The sequence below is a fragment of the Natranaerobius thermophilus JW/NM-WN-LF genome (assembly GCF_000020005.1).
GTDB lineage: Bacteria > Bacillota > Natranaerobiia > Natranaerobiales > Natranaerobiaceae > Natranaerobius > Natranaerobius thermophilus.
Genome location: NC_010718.1, coordinates 1,504,395 through 1,525,532, shown reverse-complemented (window position 1 = coordinate 1,525,532; position 21,138 = coordinate 1,504,395). Strand labels below are relative to the sequence as shown.

The following is a 21,138-nucleotide window of genomic DNA, read 5'->3' as shown; positions in this document are numbered from 1 at the left end:
TAGTCAGGCGTTAAAACATCTTGATGATTTTCAATATATGATATGTCTAAACATATTATGTCGTGATAAAATCGAGTAGGTAGAAGCCACAGTAATTAGCTGTGGCTTCGTTCCTCTCACAGAACCGTGCTTACGGGCCACGTACACGGCTCCTAGTAGACCTCGATCACTTTCTAAAGTGATGCAAAATACCAACTTGATAGGTACTAATATTAATTAGACCTATCTCGTCAAACCACTTATTGGGTAGTGCTAAACTTATGAGAGGACTTGATGAGTTTCTCCATTTATTCATGGAGATTTTCTCAAATTCCCCTTTGTAGCCTTTTCTGCGAAGAGTTTTGTGTAGTTGTTTCCAACTTTTCCATTCTCGCATTTTCTTCATCCTAAGTCTTCTTCTAATCCATTTCATTAAGTTCTCAAATTGTTTCTTACAATTGGCTATTCGGAAGTAATTTGCCCATCCTCTTAATACTGGATTTAGCTCTTTTATGATTTCGGATAGATTTCTACCATGATTTCTTGGTGTAAGAGTTCTGACTTTTTCTTTGAATTTCTGTATCTTTTCAGGCTGGATGGATATGTTTTGACTCCTTATGATAACTCCTAGGTAGGGAACACCTTTGCGGTCATTTGTTATGTGAGTTTTCTCTTTATTAACTGTTAGTTTTAATTCGTCTTCTAATATTTCAGTAGCTATATCTTTATATCTTTTCGCTTGTCTTGGTGTGTAGGCGAATATTAAAATATCATCGGCATATCTTACTATTCGGATATTGCGACTCTTCATTTCTTTATCAAATCTGTCTAGGTAAATGTTGGTTAGTAGTGGTGAAATCACTCCACCTTGAGGGCTCCCTATTTCTGTGTCTTCTATGGCTCCATCTTCCATTACTCCGGACTTCAAAAATTTCTTTATTAATTTGAGAACACTTCCATCACTAACTTTCTTGGCTACTTCTTCGATAATCAACTCATGGTTTAATTTATCAAAGCATTTAGATAGGTCCATATCTACTACATGTCTTAGATTGTATTTATTAATGAACTGTTCTGATTTAGCTATTGCTTTGTGACATGAGCGATTAGGCCTGTATCCGTAGCTTGACGGGTGGAAGTCTGGATCAAAAATCGGTTGAAGTATATTTAACGTTGCTTGTTGGACTACCCTGTCTTTTACGGTTGGAATCCCTAATGGGCGAGTACTTCCATCTGGTTTGGGTATCTTAACTCGCCTCACAGGTTGTGGTTTGTATGCGCCAATTTTAAGGTCATGATGAAGGGTTTCCAGATTTTCTTCTAGGTTGGAGCCATAAGCCTCCACGGTTACCTGGTCTATGCCGGGTTTACCTTTGTTAGCTCTGACCCTGCGGTAGGCGTCTTCTAGATTCTTTTTGGAATAAATCTTGTCTATTAAACTGTACCATTTCTTCATCAATTGCACCTTCTTTCGCTGTGTGCCTTCCCTCTTTCTACACTTTTAGTTGTGGTTTCTTTGAACGTGCTTAACGGTGTCTCTAGCTCTTTGGCAATCTTACCTATCAGGGTACGCTCTACTTCCACTAGGCGGACGGTAAAGCAAGTAAGCTCGTCACCACCTGACTTTCCGTTCCCTTTAGCATTTCAGCTTCAGTTTTCTTCCTACCTAAAGTGTCTACTCGAGTTCTTGCTACACTCTTTGGTCTACTTTCACCCCTTCACACTACATAATTCCCTTTCGGTCATTATGCACCACTACAACCAGGTGTAGTGTCCTTTCGGTTTTATCCTCCAGACTGTTACCAGCTTTCTTTGGCCGAAAGTTCTTCACTACTACGGGTTCATCTGCCTCCTGCACTGCTTTAGTTAAAACTCATGTTTCCACTTGTCTTAACTTTACTTGTCGTCACAAGACAATACAGGTATCTCCCCGGTTAAGTCTGCTTGCCTGAATTTGAACGCATCCGTCCTAACCTTTTAGGTTATCCAGCTTTCGGGCTTTCCCATAATTTGCAAGGTTACCCACCTAAAAGGCCATCCTCGGTTTGTTCTCACTATGTTCCAAATTCCCCCTTCAGCTTCCTTCAGACTCCACCGTCACCGGTGACGCCCTTGCCTTATGGTTGTCTTCCTGCTGGTTAGGTGACAGGGTTTCTTTCAACCCATCGGCGCGGCAGGCATGCCGGGCAAACAAATACCCGGTATGCCTTTGTTTTGGCAAACCGGGTATTGTGTGAAATGAAATTTTTTTTGTGCTTACTTCTGTTAATTCTTACTGGGAATGTGACTCTACTTCTTCAGCACCATATTCATTCATAATACTTTCTGCTTCATCGGCTTTCTCATCGCCAGTACTAATTAAAACAAGCACATCTCCTTCTTCTACACGAGATTCATAAAATTCTCCTCGCTGTTCAGGAATACCGTAATCAATCAAACCTCCTGCTACACCACCGGTGACAGCACCTGTTAAAACGCCAGCAATAGGGCCTGCTGCAATAATCGGACCTAGTCCGGGCACCACCAGTGCTCCGACACCTGCTAACAGGCCTGCCAAACCGCCTAGAACTCCTCCTGTGGCAGTGCCATCACCAACACTTTGATCATCATAACTCATCGTTACATTTTCATCTTGGTCGCCTCCACCTTGGCGCTCATCCTTTGCCACTAGGGAAATTTCATTATCTCCAAAACCTCTTTCTCGCATTGAACTTATACAAGATTCAGCACTATCTGTTGTGGTAAAAACTCCAACTACTGTTTTAGACATATCTATTTTCCTCCTTTTGGTTCTTTTTTACTAGCCTTCCTTAGCATGATCCACTTGTTATATATTTATACTAAAAACAAGGCTGTGTTAAAGTTGTATGTTGATAGACTGTTCATCCCTGAACATGATCAGCAAATAACATCCTGTTATTTGACCAACGAAGTATAATAGCGCAAAAAATAATAAAAGCAGCCGGTATTTGTACCGACTGCTGATAAAGTATCTTAAAATATCTCAGTTATACAATTGAATGAACTTCTTCTTCACTCATGGGCCCAATTACTGCTGAAGACATTTGATTCTTTTGAAATAGATCTTGAGCAAGTTTCAACAAATCTTCCTTTGTTATATTTTCAATTTTTTCGATTATCTGCTCATAAGTTAGAATTTCCCCTTTTAATAATTCATCACGGCCTAATCGAGCCATTCTATTGCTTGTACTTTCTAAGCCCATTAATATATTACCTTTAACTTGTTCTTTGGATCTGTTGAGCTCTTCATCGGTGATAGATCCTTGTTTAATTTCATCTAATATGCTCCATATTAAATCATAGGTTTCGTTAAAATTGTCCTGACTAAAACCGGCATAAATTACAAATAACCCAGAGTCGGTAAAGTTTAAGTAATAAGAATACACTGAATAACATAAGCCACGCTTTTCCCTTATTTCTTGAAAAAATTTAGAACTCATGCTACCTCCCAAAATATTATTTAACAGCCCTAAATGATATAATTGAGAATTTTCTACACTGAGACCGGGAAAAGCTAGACAAAAATGAACTTGTTCTGTATCTTTCCCTTTTACAATGCTATCTGTATAATAAGAAGGTCCCCGAAGAGGGTGATTGTCATTATTGTTTATATTTACAAAGCTTCCAAAATATTTAGTGGCTGTTTCGACTACATTATCCATAGAAACATTACCACTAACTGAAATAACTGTTTTTTCTGGGGTAAAATATCTTTTATGATGATTAATTAATGCTTCAGAACTCAAATTACTTACTGATTCCCTATCACCCAAAATATTGTGAGCTAATTCATGTTCTCCATAACATGATTGGATTAACAGGTCATGTACATATTCATCCGGTGTATCTTCGTACATTTTTAATTCCTCAAAAATTACCTGCTTTTCTTTTTCTAAATCTTCTTGGTCAAATTTGGAATTAAAAAACATATCGGCTAATATGGCAAGAGCAGTTTCAAAGTGACTATCAATGACTTTTATATAAATACAGGTATACTCTTTACTAGTAAATGCATTTATATGCCCACCAATACTATCAATTTCCTCCGCAATATCTTGAGCGGTTCTCGAGTCAGTACCTTTGAATAACATATGTTCTAATAAGTGAGAAATCCCTTGCTGGGAAAGATTTTCAAATCTACTGCCACTTTTGATCCAAATACCTACAGTTACTGATCTGACACTTTCCATGGGTTCAGCTACAATTCTTAATCCGTTTGGTAAAGTGTGTTTTTCAAACATTATGATCCCCCTCGCTTTATAAACTAAGGCTAAATTGGTTCCCAATATAGTAATTTTATTATTAATTGTTATTAAAAGCAAGGGGGACAGGTCTCATTACAGTTAACGCAAAAGGTTCTTGAGATTTGTATAAATCAACTTTTACCAATCCCTGGCTAACATGAGCTGTTAAAAGCAAGACATGCTCAGTATCATTTTTAAACTTTAAGTCTAGATAATCTCCGGCCACTGTAGCATCTCGACCTGGTGGTACGTAGTCTACGGGACTTCCATGAGGATGCCTTTCAACAATTTCTAGATCTGCTTCCAAGGCTACATTGTAAATTGTGCTCGATACCTGACAAACTCCCCCACCTATACCCATAGCAGTATCATTTACCAAAATTGGTGCATATCTATAGCCTCTTTCCCAGGTTCTCGGTAGAGTCGCTCTGTTAAAAGAAAAAATTTGACCCGGAAATAGCAAAGTATTGTTAACATCTTGGGATGATATCTCTATATTTGTAATTCTACCTTCTCCACCACCGCCTCCTAGACCAGTTGCAAAGCTAGCCATGGGTTCATCTATAGATGATAAGAACTCTTTTGTTATTAAAGGATATAATGGCAAATACTTAACTTCTACTTTAGACTCGGGAGGTGCTTCCATGGCTTTCTCTACAGTTTCCTTTATCAAGACTTTTTTACCTAATTTTTCTGGAACTATCTCATCGGTTTCCGGATCGAAATAGGCGTCTCGGTAGGGCTCATATTCTTGTTCTGCCAACTCTTCAACGTATTTTTCAACTTCATGTTTATACCATCTTCCGATATCTTTTTCTTCAAGATATACATCTTTTTCTACTCCAACAAAATACCGCCTGATATCATCAACTATATCAAATTGAACTTGAATAATAATCAAAATTAAAACTAATATTCCAATTATCCCTAGTTTGCCTTTCAAAGACATCCCAGATATCGCCACCTTCAAGCAAAATTATTGATAGTTTTTAATCAATTGAGATACAGGTAACACCTCATATTCTTTTGATTCCAATCCTGTGAGAATTTCATCTAGTGCTGTAACGGTATCCTCAGTTGGGTGCATTAATATAATGGCACCAGGATGGATATTGTTTAAAATTTTATCCGTCATATAATCTACCCCAGGTTCTTTCCAATCGATGGTATCAAGGGACCAAAGAATTGTATACATATCTAAATTACTAGCAACGCGTAAAACATCTTCATCAAAGTCACCTGCAGGTGGGCCAAATAGTTCAGCTTTTGTGCCAGTTATTTCAGAAATTTCCTGATTAGTTTTTTCAATTTCTTCTCTAATCTTATCTCTATTTAAATCACTCATCATATAATGACTGTAACCGTGATTACCGATCTCATGCCCGTATTCATGTATTTGTTCAACTTTATCTGGATTATTGGCAGCCCAGCGTCCTTCTAAGAAAAAAGAAATCCTGACTTGATGTTCCTCTAATAAGTTTAATAGCTCATCGATATATTCTGTTCCCCATGCTACATTGCAGATAAAAGCAGCATAATCTTTTTTGGGATTTCCCTGATAAATAGGAGCATCTTGATAATCTTGAATAGTTTTATCTGGAGGAATTGTGCTCAATTGAGGTGGTACAGTTGTTTCACTGTCTGCCAGCATAATGTTTTCTACAGTATTCTCTACATCTAGTTCTTTTCCAGGCAATCCAGGGATAACCCCCTTGGTAACCGGGTCCAGGTAGGCATCTTCACCTTCTTGATACAAATCTTCTTGGTATTTAGATACTATTGTAAATACCTCTTCCTTTGTCAGGTCACTTAAATCTTCTCCTAAAAACTCCACTCCTGGGTTAACACGTTGAGCATCTTTTGTAGATAAATCGACATCAATACCGTCATAAGCTATTACTAATAATGCCAGTAATACTATAAGGACTATTAGACCAAGTACAAAAAATTTTTTCATTTTTAAAACTTTAAAAGAAATTTTATTAAACATTTACAGTAAAAAACCTCCTCAAAAAGGAGATTTGAAACATGCTCAATCTATATATATGTATTATTATTATCACTATTCTGAGTTTAAGTTATTTTTATGTCGTAAAATGATTTTCTTTTTAGATCAAAATAAAAAACATAAACCCGTGGGGTTTATGTTTTTTTAGTAGATTTTTTATCATCATTATTCGTTTTTCCATCTTCTTCCCCGAGGGCTTGCTTTCTTGACAAGTTTATACGTCCTCGCTCGTCGATGTTAATTATTTTAACCAGAATTTCATCTCCAACTTTGGCTACATCCTCCGTTTTCCCGACCCTGTCTTCAGCAAGCTCGGAAATATGCACCAAACCTTCTTTACCTGGTAGTATCTCAACAAAAGCACCGTACTTTTCAGTTCGAACTACTTTTCCGAGATAAACTTCACCAACTTCAGGTTCTTTAATTAATTCGTCTATTGCTTTAATTGCCTGTTCCGCTTGTTCTGCATCTGAAGAAGAAATGTAAATTAATCCATCGGGCTCGATGTCGATTTTTACTCCTGTTTCATCAATGATCTTATTGATCATTTTACCACCAGGACCGATGACATTTCTAATCTTGTCTGGATCAATCTGCTTTTTAATAACCCTGGGGGCTAGAGGAGATAATTCTTCTCTCGGTTCACTGATTGTTTGTTTCATTATGTTTAAAATGTGCAGATATCCATCTTTACCCTGTTTCAATGCCTGTTTTAAAATCTCTCTTGTAGTACCAGAGATCTTGATATCCATTTGGAGTGCTGTAATTCCATCTTCAGTACCTGCTACTTTAAAGTCCATATCTCCTAGAAAGTCTTCAATCCCCTGAATATCGCTTAGAATTGCCAACTGGTCACCTTCTTTAATTAATCCCATGGCAATCCCTGAAACAGCTTTTTCTATTGGTACTCCTGCATCCATCAATGACAAGGAACTAGCACAAACACTCCCCATGGAGGTGGACCCATTGGATTCCAAAACTTCACTTACTAATCTTATAGTGTAAGGGAAGTCTTTTTCGGTAGGTATCATTGGCTTTAAGGCTCGTTCTGCTAAGGCACCATGACCAATTTCACGTCTTCCAGGACCTTTCATAAAGCCAGCTTCTCCTACACTATATGGTGGGAAGTTGTAGTGATGCATATAACGTTTGGACTCTTCAATATCCAATCCATCAAGTATTTGTACATCACCTAAAGCTCCTAATGTACACACATTTAAAACTTGAGTTTGACCTCTAGTAAATAGTCCAGAACCATGAGTGTTAGGTAGTAAATCTACATCACAAGTTACAGGTCGAATTTCTTTTTGACCTCTTCCATCAGGCCTTGAATTTTCATGAATGATACGTGAGCGCATTTCTCGTTTCAGTATCGAATCAAAAGCGCTTTTAATATGCTTTTCTTTGAGTTCCTCTTCTTCGTCTTCATTCTCTTCAGAGTTGTATTTCTCCAATAAGTGATCAACGACTTTTTGTTTTGCTTCATCCATAGCATCTTCACGTTCTAGTTTATCCTTTATTTGTAGAACTTTCTCAATATCTTCCAGGGCAAGTTCTTCTACTTCGGAAACAAGTTCGTCACTAGGAAGGTCTAGCTCGACTTCCATCTTTTTCTGGCCAACTTGTTCTACTAGCTGCTCTTGCATGGTAATTATCTTTTTGATTTCTTCATGAGCTTTCATAATTGCTTCTAACATTTCATCTTCGGGTAACTCGTTGGCTTCGGCTTCAACCATCATAATGGCATCCTTAGTTCCGGCTACTACCAAGTCAAGTTGACTTTCTTCGTGTTCATCCACATCTGGTGTGACCACAATTTCATCATTAACTTTTCCAACCTTGACTGATGCTATAGGTCCGTCAAAGGGAATGTCCGAAATTGACAGGGCAGCAGAAGCTCCGATTATGCTGGCAATTTCAGGGGGGCAGTTTTGATCTACACTCAAGACTGTACTGACTATGTGAACAGGATTTCTAAATCCATCAGGGAATAATGGACGAATTGGTCGGTCAGTTAATCTAGCAGTTAGAGTTGCCTTTTCCGTAGGCTTACCTTCACGTTTAATAAAACCACCGGGTATCTTTCCAACAGCGTAAAGTCTTTCTTCGTAATCCACTGTTAGTGGAAAGAAATTCAAATCATCTTTTGGTTCTTTTGAAGCAGTAGCAGTTACCAGCACTACTGTATTGCCGTACTGAACTTTAACAGCACCATTAGCCTGTTTAGCTAATTCCCCTGTCTCAAGGGTGAGCTGATATCCTGCTATTTCTTCTGAAACAGTTGTTGGCATATGTTTTTCCCTCCTTTATTTAATTTTTTTTGAATTCAAATAAAAGCGGGGTCTCCCCCGCTTAGTATGAACCAGATTATTTTCTTAATCCTAACTTTTTGATCAGTTCCAAGTACCTATCAGCAGAATTGCTCTTTAAGTAATTTAAAAGCCCCCTGCGTTTACCGACCATCTTCAATAGTCCTCTTCTAGAAGCATGATCCTGCTGGTGAGTTTTTAGGTGTTCATTCAATTGCTTAATTTTTTCAGTCAAGATTGCAATTTGTACCTCAGGCGAACCAGTATCATGTTCGTGTAGTTTGTACTTTTCCATAACTTCTTGCTTTTGCTCTTTGCTTAATGGCATTAATCTTTCACCTCCTCATATTTTTTAGCCCCAAAGCCAAGAATACGCCGGAGGAACGCTATTCCGAGCTTTGGTTGCATTTTAGATTCTAACATACCCCCTAGGATATGTAAAGAATCACTGATAATTGCCCTTGCTTTCTAAATTTGCAATTATATCGCGAGCCATTTTTATATCTCGATTAACTTGACTAACTAAAGTATTACTATCTAAAAACTTTCGTTCATCCCTGATAAAATCTAAAAAGGAAACAGTAAGTTCTTCATTATACAAGTCCTGTTTGTTATCCAGTAGGAAAGTTTCAGCCATTAATTCTTCCCCACTAAAAGTGGGTTTATTACCGACATTACATACGCCCCAATATTTATTCTGGTTTACCTCAACTCTAACTAAATAAACACCCAGGCGGGGAATTATTTTATGTTTAGGTATTTTTATATTAGCTGTAGGAAAACCAAGATTAGCACCTCGTCCCGCACCCTTTGTTACTGTACCAGAAATCGTATAAGGCGAACTCAACATTTGATTAGCTTTATTAATATGTCCTTCTCTAATATATTTTCGACACAATTGACTACTCACTATGATAGCTCCATCAATTTTTATCGGTTCTATAACAGAAACTTCAAAACCTAATTGTTTCCCAAAATCTTGTAAGTCACTAGGAGAACCCATTCCTTTTTGTCCAAAACTATAATCAAATCCTACAGAAACTCCCTGAACACGTAATTTATCGCACAACCATTTAGAATATTCCCGTGGAGAAAGTTCGGCAAATTCCCTGTCAAATTCTTTCAGAACTCCCACTTGAATACCTAAACTAGATATTTTATTTATTTTCTCTTCCAAGGTTGTTAATAAAAAATTAGATTTATTATGGAATTTTATCTCGGGATGAGGTTCAAGAAGTAATATACCTGGGGTAAAATCGTATTTTTCAGCTTTTTTGACTGTATCACGTAAAATCTTTTGATGTGCAATATGCACTCCATCAAAATTACCCAGGCTTAACCATAATTTCTTAGTTTTATTATCTTTAGTTAAGTTAAAGTCGCTTATTAATTTCACAATTATCACCTATTAAGCTATAATTTTTTCAGGTTTTAAAGTATTACTGGACGTGATTTTACCTAATCCTAAAAATAAATTATCACCTGAGCTATCTTCTTCATATATCCTATAAAGTTCTCCTGATTCAGCTATAACTGCAGTATTAACAAAGTTTCCATTTTTAAACCGTTTCAATTGCTGAGATTCTTTTAAAACCAGAGAGGGGATATCTGACAAGGGATAATCCACAGGAAATAAATGAATGCCCAGATCAGTTTTTTGTTCAGGGAGCTCTTGAGGAAATATGGCATCATCTAAATTAAATATGCCTGTAGCTGTTCTGATTAAAAAAGACATATACCCCACGGTTCCTGACAGCTTAGCCAAGTCTTCTGCTAAAGTTCTAATGTAAGTTCCCTTTGAACAATGAACATCAAAAAGAAATCTATGTTTTCCCTGGTGTTCATAAATATCGACTAAGTTTAAAGAGTGAATCGTGACTTGTCTAGGGGTTCGTTCAACCTCTTTCCCTTCTCGAGCTAGTTCATAAAGTTTTTTGCCTTTTTGTTTAATTGCAGAATACATTGGTGGAACCTGATTTATATTTCCGATAAGCTCTTGATACTTGTTTTTTAAATTTTCAATATGAGTATTCTGGACTTCATCTTTTTCAATTGTTTTACCTTGGGCGTCCAAAGTATCAGTAGCTTCACCTAAAGTTAACTCAAATCTATACTTCTTGTCCTGGGATAATATATATTGAGAAAAGCGCGTAGCTTTCCCCAAGGCAAGAGGTAGCACACCTACAGCTCCTGGATCTAAAGTACCCAAATGCCCTACTTTTTTTACTTGATAATTTTTCCTTAAATATTGAACTACATCATGAGAAGTATAGCCCGGGGTTTTACAAACAGTAAGGAATCCTAGCAAAAGTAATCTCCCCTTAAACACTTTTTTTTATTTTCAAAGCTCTAGCTCGGTTTTTAGCTTAGAAATTACTAATTCTACTGATTTATTTGGATCCATCTCTAATAAACATCCTGCTGCTCTGGCGTGACCTCCACCACCTAATTCTGAAGCTACTCGTGAAACGTCCTTGGTTTTAGATCTAAAGCCTACTTTAGTCAAACCTTCCCTAGTTTCTTTAAAAATCACAGCAAACTCAACCGGCTCTAGTACTCTAACATGATTAATAAGCCCTTCGAGCTCACTATCTAGAATATCATATTTAGAAATTAAACGACGACTACAAACTATCCAACCAATTTTTTGATCCCGGGTCAATTTAAGGTCATTTAAGACTTCTCTCATAAAGTGAAATAGATTTAAGGACATTTTCTCGTGAATTTCCCTTGATATCTCATAAGGTTTAACACCATAGCTTATCAACTGCTTGGCAGCATCAAAAGTTGTTTGCGAAACATTTTCATAGTTAAAAGAACCTGTATCCGTAAAAATACCTGTATATAGGTTCTTTGCTATGCTCAAATTTAGTTTTTGTTGAAAAAAATTAAGAATTTCCAGTAAAAATTCACAAGTAGAACTAGATTGAGAGTCCACTAAATTCAAGTCACCATAGAGTGTGTTAGTTTGATGATGATCAATATTGACAAGGACATTGTGATTCACCCGGTTAACAACTCTCTCTACCCTATCTACAGAACTGGAATCAAGAGTTATTACGACATCACCGGTGATTTTCTGCTCCCCGTCCATGTAATCTTCGTTCAGAATAGCCCATTTTTCCGGTCTATCTAAGAACTGATACTGTTTTGGAATGTCTTCCGGGTAAATCACAAGAGTGTCTTTATTTAAACTTTGTAGAATAAAAGCCAGGGCATTACTCGCACCTAAAGCATCCCCATCAGGGTTTTCATGACATGTAATGATAAATTTATTGTTAGTTTTAATAACTTCATTTAATTGATTAATAGATTCATACATAGGTTATTCCTCTCCAGGATCATTGTTTTCCTTGTCTTCATTATCCTCATTATCCTCGCCAAGGTTCATTTGTTTTAGCAATTTATTGATGTGATCACCATGCTCTATGGATTCATCAAATTTAAACACAATTTCCGGGACATGTCGCAAGCGAACCCTTTTTCCTAACTCGGATCTAATAAATCCTGTTGCCTTTTCCAGTCCACGCAAAGAATCCTGTTGATTTTCTTTTTCGCCAAGTATACTCACAAAAACTTTGGCATGCCTGAGATCTCCTGACAGATCTACTGAAGTCACTGTCACAAAACCAACTGAGGGATCTTTAACCTCTCGTTGTAAAATATCACTAATAATTTTTTTAAGTTCTTCTTGCAATTTTTCTTTTCTCATTCCGCTCATAATACCACCATCCATCTATTTTCATAGTGAACTAACTAAGCTTTAAACGTCTGGAGAAATTTCTTCATAGGTATAAGCTTCAAAAATATCTCCTTCTTTTAGATCGTTAAATTTCTCTAATAGTATTCCACATTCGTAACCTTGTTGTACTTCTTTGACATCATCTTGAAATCGTTTTAAATTCTTAATATTACCTTCATGGATAACTCTTCCATCACGAATCACTCTGATATAAGAATTATTTCTAATATAACCATCGGTAACATAACAACCCGCAATGGTACCTATTCTAGATACCTTGAATAATTGCCTTACCTCTATTTGCCCTTGAACAACTTCTTTATATTCTGGATCTAACAAGCCCGCCATAGCAGCTTTCACATCTTCTATAGCTTCGTAAATCACTCGATAAACCCTCATGTCAATTTGTTCGCGTTCAGCAGCTTTTCTGGCATTTGGATCAGGTCTGACATTAAAACCTATAATAATAGCATTGGAAGCTACTGCTAGCATAATATCACTTTCTGAAACAGTACCTACACCTGCATGAATAACATTCACCTTGATTTCGTGTTCATTATCATTTAGTTTTAAAAGACTTTCTCTCAAAGCCTCAACTGACCCTCTTACATCGCCTTTGACAATTATATTTAATTCCTTTTGTTCACCTTCTTTAATCTGATCAAATAAATTATCTAACGATACAGACTGGGAACGTTTTAACTTTTCTTCCCTTTCTTTTTCCTGCTTTTTCTTGGCAATCTCTCTAGCCATTTTTTCATCTGGTACAACCTGGAATTCATCACCAGCTTCAGGAATGTTTTCTAGTCCCAAAATTTCTACAGGTGTTACAGGATTAGCTTGTTTTAAGCGTTTACCTCGATCATCTACCATTGCTCTGATATTTCCGAAAGTACTACCACATAAAACACTGTCCCCTACTTTTAAGGTGCCGTCCTCAACTAATACTGTAGCTACTGGACCTCTACCTTTATCCAGTTTTGCTTCAATTACCGTTCCTTTACCAGTATTTTGCGGATAAGAAGTCAATTCATTCATTTCTGCTACTAACTGAACCATTTCCAAGAGCTCATCTATACCTTCATTTTGAACAGCACTTACTGAAACGCAGATAGTGTCACCACCCCATTCTTCGGTAACCAAGTTGTATTCAGTAAGTTCTTGTTTAACTCTATCCGGATTTGCATCTGGCTTATCAGTTTTATTTATCGCAACAATGATAGGGACTCCGGCAGACTTGGCGTGATTGATTGCTTCTACTGTTTGAGGCATAACACCATCATCTGCTGCTACCACTAAGATAGCTATATCGGTAACATGAGCACCACGGGCCCTCATTTCAGTAAAAGCCTCGTGCCCTGGAGTGTCCAAAAACACAACGGTTTTATCATTATAAAGAACACGAGAAGCACCTATATGCTGTGTTATTCCTCCCGCTTCTTTTTCTATACTTTTCGTTTTTCTAATAGAGTCCAATATTGATGTCTTACCGTGATCAACATGCCCCATAACTGTAACAACAGGAGCTCTTTCAAGTGGTTCTCCTTTTGGTTCTTCACTTCTTATTTGTTCAATGATTCTATCTTCTTCAGACTTTTCATCTTCCTCAGGTTCTTCTTGTGTTACTACAAAATCGAACTCTTGTGCAAGGTACTCTAAAGAATCTTCTTCTAAATTTTGATTAATATTAGCCATTACACCCTTACTAATTAATTTGGTGATTATACTCGTTGATTCTACACCTATTTGCTCTGCCAATTCTCCGACTGTAATAGGTGGAGCTACTAAAGGTTTATCTGTTGTAGTACCCTGTTCTTTCTTATCCTCTTGTTTTTCATCTTGTTGTTGTGATGTTTCATCTTTGTTATCTTCATCTTTTGCAGATGATTCTGTATACAATTCTCTAACTGTATCAGCTTCTTCTTCACTAAGAGTACTCATATGATTCTTTACAGATATATCCAATTCCTGTAAAGTCGTCACTAGTTCCTTGCTTTCTAGTCCAATTTCTTTAGCTAATTGATATACTCTTATTTTTTCCATATTAAGACACCTCCATTTTAATGCCCTCCTCAAGCGTTGTCATAGTTTTAGAATAAGGGGTGGCCACAGCTAATTGTCGTTCAGAAGACTGAGAAGTTTATTAGCCATACCTTTATTATTGATTCCTACAACACTTACTCGAGATTTTCCCAAGTATTTTGCCAGTTCATTACTACAACCCCAAATTTTAAATGTAACAGAGTAATGAGTACATTTGTCTGTCAACATTTTTTTAGTTCTAAAACCGGCATCTTCAGCCACAATCACCAGGACGCAATGCCCCTCTCTAACTTTTGTCAAAGTTTCTCTACTTCCTAGTGCAATTTGGCCACTTTTTCTTGCAATGCCTAGGAGTTGACCTACTTTATTATCATTTTTCATCATTTTTGAAATTGATCCCATTCAGTTCGGATTTTTTCTTTTTCTTCCTCACTGACACCAGTATTTAATGCTTTTTTAAGTTTATCTTTTTTTAGAGCCTTTTCCAGGCAATCTTCGGAGGGGCAAACATATGTACCCCTTCCATTCGCTTTACCGGTAGGATCTAATTTGATTTCGCTTTCCGGTGTACGCACTATTCGAACTAACTCCCGTTTGGATTGTTTCTCTTGGCATCCAAGACACGTTCTCACGGGAATTTTCTTCTTGCGGGCCATAAAAAATCCCCCCAAATTGTCTATTCAATATAAATATTCAATTTCTAATTTATCCTTCATCGCCATCTTTTGTCTCGTCTCCATGATTATCTGGTTCTTCTGGAGATGCGGACTCTTCTACAAAGTCTTCTACTTCAACACTTGATTCACCTTTTTCAGCTAACTGACTTTCGCTCAAGATATCTATCTTCCAATTAGTCAATTTTGCTGCTAACCTGGCATTTTGCCCTTCTTTACCAATGGCTAGAGATAATTGATGATCTGGAACAACTACTCTAGCTTTTTGATCTTGTTCGTCTAACACCTTAACTTCAAGGACTTTAGATGGACTCAACGAATTACTAATAAATACTACAGGATCCGATGACCAGGTAATTACATCAATATTTTCACCTTTAAGTTCATCAACAATTGATTGAATTCTACTTCCCTTGTTACCTACGCAACTCCCAACAGGGTCGACTTCTTCATGACGTGAATAAACTGCTACTTTAGACCGATAACCAGCCTCTCGAGCAATCCCTTTAATTTCCACAGTTCCATCATAGATTTCCGGAACTTCTAATTCCAGTAATCGTTTTATAAGACCTGGATGTGTTCGGGAAAGAATAATTTGGGGTTCTTTAGTGGTTTTCTTAACTTCAACTACATAAGCTTTTATTCGATCACCCTGATTGTACTCATCAGTGTCCATCTGTTCTTGAGGTGGTAGAATTGCTTCAACCTTGCCTAAATCTATAATTACATTTTTTTGTTCGATTCTTTGAACGATACCATTGATAATATCATCTTGTTTGTCGACATATTCTTCATAAATAAGTTCCCGTTCTGCCTCCCTAATTCTCTGGATTACTACCTGTTTAGCTGTTTGTGCCGCGATTCTTCCGAAATTTTTAGGTGTAACTTCTTCTTCTACGAGATCATCCACCTCGTAGCCTGGTGAAATTTTGCGAGCTTCTTCTAAACTAATTTGTTCTTTAGGATTTTCTACTTCTTCCACCACTTGTTTTTGATGATAAACCCTAACATCGCCAGTTTCTCTCTCCATATGCACCCGTACGTTTTTATCAGAATCAAAGTTTCTCTTATAAGCTGATATCAATGCCGCTTCAATAGCTTCAAATAAAATATCTTTGTTTATGCCTTTATCCCGTTCTATCTCCTCTATGGCTTCAATAAACTCTCGATTCAATTTTCCTCGCCCCCTATATTTAAAGCTCTAATAATAAATTAGCTTTCGCAATCTTATCCAGCGGTATTTTAACTTCGCCGGAATTGAAAGTTTCAAGAACAACATGTTCATCTTCTAAGCCCAGGAGTTTCCCTTTAAAGTTTTTACGGCCATCAAGTTTCACATAGGTCTTAATCTGAACTTTTTTACCTGCAAAGTTCACAAAATCTTTTTTCTTTTTTAGTGGTCGCTCTGCTCCTGGGGATGAGACTTCCAGGACATAGCTATGAGGTATTGGGTCATGTTCGTCTAATAATTGATCTAAACTGTTGCTTACTAACTCGCAGTCATCTAGCCCAATGCCTTTTCCGTGATCTATATATACACGTAAAACCCATTTCTGATTTTCCATTATCAATTCCACATCTACTAAATCGTACCCTAAATCACGCACTGCAGGTTCAATTATGTTTTCAATCTGACTTATGTTATCATGTTGTGTCATTATGCTCCCTCCTAAAATTGTCCATAACATGAAAGAGTGGGATTGCTCCCACTCTTGACAAAGTCCTGTCGTCTATTTCAATGTAATTCTATCATATTTGCAGTCAGGGTGCAACTCACGGGCTGTTTTAAAAGAGGGTTAATTGATCAGTGTCCGGTAAATCTTTTAAACAGCCATGTTCTTCTAAGGGCTCTATGACAGATTTTGAGACACCACCCCTTTTGCGTAAATCTTCCTTGGAAGAAAATTCACGTTCCTCTCTAGCCTTGACAATCTGTTTTGCCACTGAAGAACCCAAGCCAGGAATAGTAATTAGTGGTGGTCTTAAATAGCCATCTTGTGTAACTTGGAATTTTTCGCTATCGGATTCATAAATGGAAACCGGTAAAACTTGCACCCCTCTCTGGAACATTTCCCTAGCAACTTCTAACACAACCAATTCACTCTTTTCTTTTGGAGTAGCTGAAACGCCTCGTTCCTCCACGTATTTAATCTGTTCGTCTACTGCATCCAAGCCTTTCACAATCATGTTCGAATTAAAATCTTCAGTTTTTACTGAAAAGAAAGTAGCATAAAAGGCTTCGGGATAGAAAACTTTGTAATATGCTATCCTAAATGACATCATAGTATACGCCACGGCATGAGCTTTTGGAAAAAGATATTTAATCTTTAAGCATGAATCAAGATACCAATCGGGTACTCCAGCTTCCTTCATAGTATTTTTAAGTTCATCGGATAGGCCTTTTCCCTTACGAACTTTTTCCATTATGGTAAAGGCATCTTTTTTATCTACACCTTTATACATGAGATATACCATAATGTCGTCTCGAGTAGAAATTACGTCTCCCAACTCAGCAATGCCTTCAGCAATAATGTCCTGGGCATTATTTAGCCAAACGTCGGTACCGTGACTAAGTCCTGATATCCGGATTAGTTCTGAAAAGGTTTGGGGTTTAGTGTCTTCAAGCATCTGCCTTACAAATCTGGTTCCAAACTCGGGTATACCCAATGTCCCAACTTGACAGTCAATATCTTCAGGGCCAACCCCTAAGGGCTCAGGACTAGAGAATATTTTAATGGTATCTGGATCATCTAATCTAATTTTAAGAGGGTCTAAACCAGTAATACTCTCCAGCATATAAATGATAGTCGGTACATCATGCCCTAAAATATCTAGTTTTAATAATCTATCACTAATGGCATTATAATCAAAATGAGTTGTCATAACTTCAGTTTTAGTATCATCAGCTGGTCGCTGTATTGGACAAAATTCATGTATATCATGACCCTCTGGGACTATCATCAATCCCCCAGGATGTTGGCCAGTAGTTCGTTTAACACCAGTACAACCGGAAACTAATCTATTAACTTCCGATTGTCGGCAGTTGATTCCATTATCATTAACATAACCCTTTACAAAACCAAAGGCGGTCTTTTCAGCTATTGTACCTATTGTTCCCGCTTTAAAGACATGTTCTTTTCCAAATAATTCTTCTGTGTACTCATGAGCGATGGGTTGGTATTCACCAGAAAAGTTAAGATCTATATCAGGAACCTTTTCTCCGTGAAAGCCCATAAATACTGCAAAAGGTATATCATAGCCATCTTTATTCATATCGGTATTACAGTGGGGACAATTTTTATCTCGTAAGTCAACACCAGAACCCACAGAACCATCTTGGATAAATTCACTGTGCTGACAATTAGGGCACATGTAATGGGGTGGTAATGGATTCACCTCTGTAATATCGCACATGGTAGCCACTAGAGAAGAACCAACAGACCCACGAGAGCCAACAAGATAGCCATCTTCCAATGATTTCTTTACCAATTTATGACTAATCAAGTATATCACCGCATAACCTTGATCAACAATACTTTTAAGTTCTTCCTCAAGTCTGGTTTTCACAATTTCAGGCAAGGGTTCTCCATATAACTGCTTTGCTTTGGAATATGCCATCTCAGTTATTTGATCCTCAGCTCCTGGAATATGAGGAGTATATAAGTCTTGTGGTACTGGCACAAGTTCGTCAACCTGATTTTGAATCTGATCAGGACATTCAATAACTGCTTTATATGCATCTTCTTCTCCTAGAAAGTCAAATTCTGTTAACATCTCATCGGTTGTTTTCATGTAAAGAGGGGGTTGAGATAAATCATCAAATCCTTGACCAGCCATCAAGATTTTACGATAGTTTTTATCCCAGGGATGTAAAAAGTGGACATCTGAAGTTGCACAAAAAGGTTTATCTATTTTTCTAGCAAGCTTTACAACCTCTTTGATAAGATTATGCAAATCTTCTTGTGATTCATAAACGCCTTTTCTAATTAAAAATTCATTGTTACCAGCTGGTTGTATCTCCAAATAATCATAGTAGCCTGCTATTTCTTCAAGTTCTGCTGATGACTTACCATTTAACAGAGCTTGGATTACTTCCCCTCTTTCACAGGCGGAACCTATCAATAAATTTTCCCTAACTTCGGATAACCGTTTTTTAGGTATCCTGGGAAATCTATAAAAATAATACAAATGAGATTCAGAAATTAATCTATAAAGATCCTGTAATCCCTGCTTATTTTTGGCAATGACAATACAATGATAAGAAGTATCTTTATAATTATCCTCATCCTCGACTAGATAACATTCAACTCCGTAGAGTACCTTGATTCCTTTTTCTTGAGCTGCTTCAAAGGCTTCCGGAAAAGACTGGACAACCCCATGATCTGTAATGGCTATTGCCTTATGTCCCCAATCTGCAGCTGTTTCAACTAATTCTGTTGCAGAACAAGTTGCATCTAAAGTGCTCATCCTTGTGTGAGCGTGTAGTTCTATTCTTTTCTCATCTGCTGTGTCTTCCCGTTCATAGGGATTAGATGCGGGACAGATATCTTTCGGAAATATAGTCAATTCTTGTGAGAAACTATCAGTTTTTACAGAACCTCGAACTATAAGCCAACGATTATCCTCTAAGCCATCAGGTACTTCTTGATTTTCATTGAGAAAACATTTAACACCAATTGAATCACTATAATCAGTGATGTTGAAAATAACCAAAGTTCGTCCGCTTTTCAGTTCTCGGGTCTCAAAATCAAAAACTTGTCCCATAACTACAACCGACCGTTCCTCTTCTACGATTTCAGCAATACTAATTGGTTCATCTTTAATAACTTGGCCCATAATGGCCTGTCCATTCCCCTGTCTACTCTGCTTTTTTTGACCGGTCTTAGCAGTCATCTTCTGAGATTCTTGGTATTCTTTTTGTAACTCTGTAATCATTTTTGCATTTTCTTCCTCTATATCGGAGACTTCATTAATATTTAAGTCTGTTAACTTTACCGGAATAGTTTTTTCAAGCCCTATGTAAAAAAACTCCTGAATTAAGTCAGGAAGCCCCTTTTTTCGAGCAAGTTCCAGATTAGCTTTGTTCTTAAAATGTAATTCGATTTTGTCTTCTTTCAATTGAATATCATGGATACAATTGTACAAGGAAGGGTAATGTTTATTTAAATACAATAAGATATTATCCTTGTTATTCTTTAAAAACTCCCCTACATCATTATTTTGGGTTAGTATAATAAAACAGATTTCTTTTAATGAAGTCACTCGATTTAATAAGTTATTCGAAATCTGATAAAACTCTTGATAAGAGTAGTCACAGTGAGAGTCTAGTAACAGTATCCATCTATTTCTATTTTGATCTACTAAACATTTGTTTACAAAATCCTTTAGGGTATTATCCCGTAGTTCCTGAGCAACCATAGCAACTTCCCCCTGAGTTTATTTAACTTCTTTTTTGGCAAAATACTTAACAATTTCCCAGTACATTTTCATCCTGGCTGCAAAACCTCGCAGAACACCAAATTTCTCCTCTTTCATAACATGACTGACATCTTGCAAAATCACTTCTTTAACTCTAATGTTATTTTCTTCAATATGACGATTCAAGGCCACCTCTACTCCAAATCTAGACATATTTATATCTGAAATGTCTGTCAAAACTTTCTTGGCAACAGCTCTTTGTCCAGATAGATAAGGTGCCACCTTTTGGGCAAAATCAGTGGCAATTCGACCTTTTTCGAAGATACCTACAGTCATATCAGCTTCGTTATTAATAACAGGGAGTAGCAGTGCTTCAATATGTATCGAGGTCAAACCAATCAGATCGGCATCTAAGAAGAGGATAATATCGGCAGTAATATTGTCAAGGCCCGCCTTCATGGCTCCACCCTTGCCAACATTTTCTTCTAATTCTATGACATTAGCCCCAAACTCTCTAGAGACTTGAACTGTGTTATCTGTAGAACCATCACTAACAACAACGGTTTGATCAATCACTCTACTGTTATTTAGCACTGATAATACATTACCGATAGTACTCTCTTCGTTATATGCCGGTATTATCGCTACTGTTTCATTCACGGCCAAAACCTCCGAAATCATATTTATTTGATCAGTTTTC

Annotated in this window: 18 protein-coding genes; all 18 read right to left on the bottom strand. The window is 37.1% G+C overall.

The window, feature by feature from the left end:
• Nucleotides 1-166: 166 nt before the first annotated feature.
• The 18 genes from ltrA to NTHER_RS07280 all read right to left on the bottom strand — a co-directional run bounded on the left by ltrA (nucleotide 167) and on the right by NTHER_RS07280 (nucleotide 21,119).
• Nucleotides 167-1,435: a group II intron reverse transcriptase/maturase gene (ltrA, locus tag NTHER_RS07365; RefSeq protein ID WP_012447437.1), complete on the bottom strand. Its 1,269-nt coding sequence runs from the start codon at nucleotides 1,433-1,435 to the stop codon at nucleotides 167-169.
• Nucleotides 1,436-2,251: 816 nt separating this feature from the next.
• On the bottom strand, nucleotides 2,252-2,749 hold the full coding sequence (locus NTHER_RS07360; protein ID WP_012447911.1) for a general stress protein: 498 nt from the start codon (nucleotides 2,747-2,749) through the stop codon (nucleotides 2,252-2,254).
• A gap of 238 nt (nucleotides 2,750-2,987) precedes the next feature.
• Nucleotides 2,988-4,241 (bottom strand): M16 family metallopeptidase, encoded by a 1,254-nt coding sequence (locus tag NTHER_RS07355; RefSeq protein ID WP_012447910.1) that lies wholly within the window; start codon nucleotides 4,239-4,241, stop codon nucleotides 2,988-2,990.
• A 61-nt stretch (nucleotides 4,242-4,302) separates the two neighbouring features.
• Nucleotides 4,303-5,187, bottom strand: a complete 885-nt coding sequence (locus tag NTHER_RS07350) for a VanW family protein (protein WP_158438227.1) — start codon at nucleotides 5,185-5,187, stop codon at nucleotides 4,303-4,305.
• Between the two features lie 33 nt (nucleotides 5,188-5,220).
• Complete coding sequence (locus NTHER_RS07345; RefSeq protein WP_012447908.1) at nucleotides 5,221-6,234, bottom strand: polysaccharide deacetylase family protein; 1,014 nt, start codon at nucleotides 6,232-6,234, stop codon at nucleotides 5,221-5,223.
• Nucleotides 6,235-6,386: 152 nt separating this feature from the next.
• Nucleotides 6,387-8,543 carry a polyribonucleotide nucleotidyltransferase gene (pnp, locus tag NTHER_RS07340; protein WP_012447907.1) on the bottom strand — a complete coding sequence of 719 codons (2,157 nt, stop codon included), beginning with the start codon at nucleotides 8,541-8,543 and terminating at the stop codon, nucleotides 6,387-6,389.
• 76 nt (nucleotides 8,544-8,619) lie between these two features.
• On the bottom strand, nucleotides 8,620-8,889 hold the full coding sequence (rpsO, locus tag NTHER_RS07335; protein ID WP_012447906.1) for a 30S ribosomal protein S15: 270 nt from the start codon (nucleotides 8,887-8,889) through the stop codon (nucleotides 8,620-8,622).
• 117 nt (nucleotides 8,890-9,006) lie between these two features.
• Complete coding sequence (locus tag NTHER_RS07330; protein WP_012447905.1) at nucleotides 9,007-9,957, bottom strand: bifunctional riboflavin kinase/FAD synthetase; 951 nt, start codon at nucleotides 9,955-9,957, stop codon at nucleotides 9,007-9,009.
• Nucleotides 9,958-9,969: 12 nt separating this feature from the next.
• Entirely contained in the window at nucleotides 9,970-10,869 is a 900-nt protein-coding gene (truB, locus tag NTHER_RS07325; RefSeq protein ID WP_012447904.1) for a tRNA pseudouridine(55) synthase TruB, read from the bottom strand.
• Nucleotides 10,870-10,902: 33 nt separating this feature from the next.
• Nucleotides 10,903-11,883 carry a DHH family phosphoesterase gene (locus NTHER_RS07320; protein ID WP_012447903.1) on the bottom strand — a complete coding sequence of 327 codons (981 nt, stop codon included), beginning with the start codon at nucleotides 11,881-11,883 and terminating at the stop codon, nucleotides 10,903-10,905.
• A 3-nt stretch (nucleotides 11,884-11,886) separates the two neighbouring features.
• The gene (gene rbfA / locus NTHER_RS07315) at nucleotides 11,887-12,282 is read right to left on the bottom strand and encodes a 30S ribosome-binding factor RbfA (protein ID WP_012447902.1); all 396 of its coding nucleotides are present in this window, start codon (nucleotides 12,280-12,282) and stop codon (nucleotides 11,887-11,889) included.
• A 42-nt stretch (nucleotides 12,283-12,324) separates the two neighbouring features.
• The gene (gene infB / locus NTHER_RS07310) at nucleotides 12,325-14,346 is read right to left on the bottom strand and encodes a translation initiation factor IF-2 (RefSeq protein WP_012447901.1); all 2,022 of its coding nucleotides are present in this window, start codon (nucleotides 14,344-14,346) and stop codon (nucleotides 12,325-12,327) included.
• A gap of 69 nt (nucleotides 14,347-14,415) precedes the next feature.
• Nucleotides 14,416-14,748, bottom strand: a complete 333-nt coding sequence (locus NTHER_RS07305) for a L7Ae/L30e/S12e/Gadd45 family ribosomal protein (RefSeq protein ID WP_052291959.1) — start codon at nucleotides 14,746-14,748, stop codon at nucleotides 14,416-14,418.
• Nucleotides 14,727-15,002 carry an RNase P modulator RnpM gene (rnpM, locus tag NTHER_RS07300; RefSeq protein WP_012447899.1) on the bottom strand — a complete coding sequence of 92 codons (276 nt, stop codon included), beginning with the start codon at nucleotides 15,000-15,002 and terminating at the stop codon, nucleotides 14,727-14,729. Before rnpM ends, NTHER_RS07305 begins: the two co-directional genes overlap by 22 nt.
• A 49-nt stretch (nucleotides 15,003-15,051) precedes the next feature.
• Nucleotides 15,052-16,194, bottom strand: coding sequence for a transcription termination factor NusA (gene nusA / locus NTHER_RS07295; protein WP_012447898.1), 1,143 nt, complete (start codon nucleotides 16,192-16,194; stop codon nucleotides 15,052-15,054).
• A 19-nt stretch (nucleotides 16,195-16,213) separates the two neighbouring features.
• A complete protein-coding gene (locus NTHER_RS07290; RefSeq protein ID WP_012447897.1) occupies nucleotides 16,214-16,678 on the bottom strand; it encodes a ribosome maturation factor RimP in 465 nt (154 codons plus the stop codon).
• Nucleotides 16,679-16,805: 127 nt separating this feature from the next.
• Nucleotides 16,806-20,438 (bottom strand): PolC-type DNA polymerase III, encoded by a 3,633-nt coding sequence (locus tag NTHER_RS07285; RefSeq protein ID WP_012447896.1) that lies wholly within the window; start codon nucleotides 20,436-20,438, stop codon nucleotides 16,806-16,808.
• A gap of 18 nt (nucleotides 20,439-20,456) precedes the next feature.
• Entirely contained in the window at nucleotides 20,457-21,119 is a 663-nt protein-coding gene (locus tag NTHER_RS07280; protein ID WP_041366984.1) for a glycosyltransferase family 2 protein, read from the bottom strand.
• Nucleotides 21,120-21,138: the final 19 nt, after the last annotated feature.

What these genes read in the sequence shown, in the direction of transcription:
- ltrA (WP_012447437.1), bottom strand. Translation starts at nt 1,435, where the DNA reads ATGAAGAAATGGTACAGTTTAATAGACAAGATTTATTCCAAAAAGAAT.
- NTHER_RS07360 (WP_012447911.1), bottom strand. Translation starts at nt 2,749, where the DNA reads ATGTCTAAAACAGTAGTTGGAGTTTTTACCACAACAGATAGTGCTGAA.
- NTHER_RS07355 (WP_012447910.1), bottom strand. Translation starts at nt 4,241, where the DNA reads ATGTTTGAAAAACACACTTTACCAAACGGATTAAGAATTGTAGCTGAA.
- NTHER_RS07345 (WP_012447908.1), bottom strand. Translation starts at nt 6,234, where the DNA reads ATGTTTAATAAAATTTCTTTTAAAGTTTTAAAAATGAAAAAATTTTTT.
- pnp (WP_012447907.1), bottom strand. Translation starts at nt 8,543, where the DNA reads ATGCCAACAACTGTTTCAGAAGAAATAGCAGGATATCAGCTCACCCTT.
- rpsO (WP_012447906.1), bottom strand. Translation starts at nt 8,889, where the DNA reads ATGCCATTAAGCAAAGAGCAAAAGCAAGAAGTTATGGAAAAGTACAAA.
- NTHER_RS07320 (WP_012447903.1), bottom strand. Translation starts at nt 11,883, where the DNA reads ATGTATGAATCTATTAATCAATTAAATGAAGTTATTAAAACTAACAAT.
- rbfA (WP_012447902.1), bottom strand. Translation starts at nt 12,282, where the DNA reads ATGAGCGGAATGAGAAAAGAAAAATTGCAAGAAGAACTTAAAAAAATT.
- infB (WP_012447901.1), bottom strand. Translation starts at nt 14,346, where the DNA reads ATGGAAAAAATAAGAGTATATCAATTAGCTAAAGAAATTGGACTAGAA.
- NTHER_RS07305 (WP_052291959.1), bottom strand. Translation starts at nt 14,748, where the DNA reads ATGGGATCAATTTCAAAAATGATGAAAAATGATAATAAAGTAGGTCAA.
- rnpM (WP_012447899.1), bottom strand. Translation starts at nt 15,002, where the DNA reads ATGGCCCGCAAGAAGAAAATTCCCGTGAGAACGTGTCTTGGATGCCAA.
- NTHER_RS07290 (WP_012447897.1), bottom strand. Translation starts at nt 16,678, where the DNA reads ATGACACAACATGATAACATAAGTCAGATTGAAAACATAATTGAACCT.
- NTHER_RS07285 (WP_012447896.1), bottom strand. Translation starts at nt 20,438, where the DNA reads ATGGTTGCTCAGGAACTACGGGATAATACCCTAAAGGATTTTGTAAAC.
- NTHER_RS07280 (WP_041366984.1), bottom strand. Translation starts at nt 21,119, where the DNA reads ATGATTTCGGAGGTTTTGGCCGTGAATGAAACAGTAGCGATAATACCG.